This is a genomic window from Vibrio sp. 10N.222.46.A1 (assembly GCF_041473595.1).
GTDB classification, from domain to species: Bacteria; Pseudomonadota; Gammaproteobacteria; order Enterobacterales; family Vibrionaceae; genus Vibrio; species Vibrio tasmaniensis_A.
In genome coordinates, this window is record NZ_JBFRSN010000376.1 from 1 (window position 1) to 3,617 (window position 3,617).

General features: G+C 38.4%; 1 protein-coding gene. It reads right to left on the reverse strand.

Annotated features, from left to right (window positions below):
* A partial coding sequence (locus tag AB4496_RS11995; RefSeq protein ID WP_372131032.1) for a LamG-like jellyroll fold domain-containing protein occupies positions 1–3,448 on the reverse strand: 3,448 nt, incomplete at its 3' end.
* Positions 3,449–3,617 lie beyond the last annotated feature (169 nt).

The following is a 3,617-nucleotide window of genomic DNA, read 5'->3' on the forward strand; positions in this document are numbered from 1 at the left end:
GATTAGTGGTGAACTTTTGGCCATTGATAAGAAAACCTTGATTGAGTTCGTAACCATCGCTAAGTCCGTCACCATCACTGTCTAGCACCTCAGAATCAGTACAATAAGTCGCTTCAAACTCGTCGCTTAACCCATCTTTGTCAGTGTCGTAAGTTTGCTCTGATTCAATGATATGTGCACCCTTCACCAATTTCAGATCATATTTCCCAGTTGCCCTATTTTTAACCCAAGCTCCAAGATGATTTGAGAAGTCGTACCAAGCGACAAGGTTTTCGTTAGTACTATCAGGGCGCTGACGCATATAATTAATTATTTCCCTTTGGTCAAGAGCCTTATTCCAGAACTGAATATCATCAACTTGACCATTTTGATGTTTCACATCCAAGCCTTTATAGTTAACCGCACCAAACCAAAGTGTATAAGAGGACCCAAAATTCTCATTTCGTTTATCAATAATCTGCTCTAATTGCCCGTTAACAAAAAACTTTTGGGTACTTTGAGAGATAACAATCGCCAAGTGGAGCCATTGATCTGATTTGATCGTAATATCTGATTGAAGTTTTTGAGAATTTGAACGAACTAGCGGCTTATCATTTCCACTAATACCTATGTAACTGCCTTTATAAGTATCAGTTTGTACGCCACTAAATTGATCTAGGCCTTGCTTGTTTGGTTTAAACCAATACATCAATGTAGTTTCGTCATCGTTCTTCTCTCGTTGAATATCAGAAACTGCATAACCTAAACTGTTCGACAGGTTCAACTCACCATCTAAGTGTTGCACTTTTTTGCCTTGCTCTAATAGGCGATGCACACTCTCTTCGGCATAGGTTTCCCAGTTGGCAATCTCTTTATCATTTAATACAACATCAAGGTCATGTTTTGTTGGATCCATACCATTGTCTTGCTCAAATTTGTCATCAATACCATCGTTATCGGTATCGCTAATACAAGGGTCTGTGGATTTTAAAGGTGCCAAGGGTGTCAGTTCATTTTTATCTAAAATTCCATCCTCATCACTATCACTGTTATATACGTCCAAGCATTTCCCTAATTCAAAAGCATCAGAAAGGCCATCGCCATCACTGTCTCGCTCTTTGTCCTCTGGTTTTAAGCGAGTAACATCGGTCAACTTGAGATCAAAGCGACCACTCACTTGATTAATTACCCAATCACCACGCGATTTAGAAAAATCATAGGATGCAACAAGCCCTTGAGTGTTTACTTGAGGTGCTTCGGTCATGTAACGACGAACCTGATGTTGCTCCAGGGCTTGAGTCCAAATCTGCACGTTATCAAGAATGCCATTCATGAAATATTTCGGCTGACTCGAATCATTCAATGCTCCGATCCATATCGCGAGTATCTCTTTTCTATTAAACCAAGTTGGCACACGACTCGAGTAAGCTAAATTCCCATCTAAATAAACTTGGGTGGTATAAGTGTTAGAATCCCAAACGAAAGCAAAATGATGCCAATTATCAATAGTGATATTTTGCTGAAATCTCCTAGGATAAAAGGAAGTATTAATAATTCCTTTTATGGTGTTATTGAAACCGATTCCTAATTTTGTTTGGTGCCACCCTTTACCGTTAAATCCAGAATATTGTTCGGATTTATCCTTAGGTTTAAACCAGTACATTAAGGAAAAGTCTTCTTTATTATTCGACAATCCAGAAATAGCATAAGTATTGCTGCCTGTTACATCGAAGTGCCTATCTTCTTCAATAACCTGAACCTCACTGTCTCTCTTTTCAACGTAAGAAACATACTTCTGCCAATAACTGTTCTTTGAACCTAAATGACTTTTCAGCGCATCGTTCTTCGCTGGGTTCATTGAGTGGTGATATTCAAAACCATCAGCGATACCATCGTTGTCAGTGTCGGCATTGCATGGGTTTGAAGTTACATCTAGCGATGAGCCAATACCTAACTCTTCACCGTCAGGAATACCATCCGCATCACTGTCGGAGTTATGACTATCACTACACAGAGCACTCTCGAATATATCAGGTATACCGTCACTATCTGAGTCGATATAGTTTTCTTCAAGCTTCAACTTCGCTCCAGCCACTAGCTTCAGGTCAAACTTATTCGTTACTCTATTTTTAACCCATTCGCCGCGGCTTTCATTAAAGTCGTAAAAGCCAAGTAAGTTATTACTTGTCACTCTTTCGAGACTAAACATGCTTTTTGCGACATCTTGTTGTGATAGCGCTACATTCCAAACACTAAGATTATCGATCACCCCCTCAACACTTTCTGGTTGCCAAGCTCGCTTGTGATGACGAGCACCAATCCAAAGGGCATATTGGCTAGCTTCTTTAAATGCCAAAGATCTCATCGTGTGCTTTAGTTGACCATCAATATATATTTCTGCCACAGAGCTTGAATAGACCAAGGCGACATGCGTCCAATCCTCATCCTCAATCTTCACTTTACTTAACGTGACAGATTTATTTCCAACACCGAACGTGACACTATTTTCTTGATCAATACCGGAATAGAACCGACGACCACTATCATCGTCACTACCCATTGTCTGTTGTTCCTGACTTTCAGCGTGTTTAACCCAGTAAGTCATACTCATCGCTTCACTACCTGGAGCAAACCCAGAAATTGCATAACCATTGGTATTTCTTACATCTAACAATCTGCGTTCGGATATAACTTCCAGTTGCTGTTGCTCATGTTTCTTCGCAATCCAATCAACATAATGCGACCAGTTATCTCCTCGATAGCTATCAACCACCATAGGATCACTGCCAGCTTCAACTTCATACGCGTCTTCGATTCCATCAAAATCACTATCTTGTAAGCAAGGAAGTGAGGTCATAATTATTGATTCACCAAAACGCATTTCTTGACTATCTAAAAGGCCATCATTATCAGAATCGGGGGTTTGCGAAGACATGCATAGCTTGTCTTCGATGTGATCGGGCAATTGGTCTCGATCACTATCTAGTGCAGAAAAAGTATAAATTGGACTTTTGGAGTTAGCGCCTTTTCCATCATGCGCGACAACGTTCCAATATCTAGAATGGCTATCTGAAATATGAGAAAAATCCAACTTTAGTGAAGTAGCTGTGATACCAGTTTTAAATTGACGTAATTTTCCTGGTTCATCACCAAACCAAAAATCGTAATAGGAAGCGCCTTTAATTGGTAACCAAGTAAAAGTAATGGAATGTGACAAGTTTTTTATCGAATAATTATCCGGAGCAGTCAATGTGATAGAATTAAGGTTTGAAGAAACCTCAACTTTGCTTATACTAAGACGATTACCAAGAGCATCAACAGCATAATAGTTAAATTCATTATCGGCTTTTTCATTGATTAATTCTCCACGTAGATTGTATCTATATTCTACTTGACTTGCATTAATGTAGAAAAAACCAAGTAAGAGATATAACATCAACGTCTTTAATGAGATATTAATAAAAGTCACGAATAAAACTCAGGTTAGAATAATCACTGTTAAATGTTATTTAAAAACCTCACAAAATCCCAATCAATTTAATTTATATAGTTATAAGTGTTAATTATAATCTAATAATTAACATTGTATTTATCGAAAGTTAATTACAAATCAAACAGCAAGCAGTAGTTTATTGTTC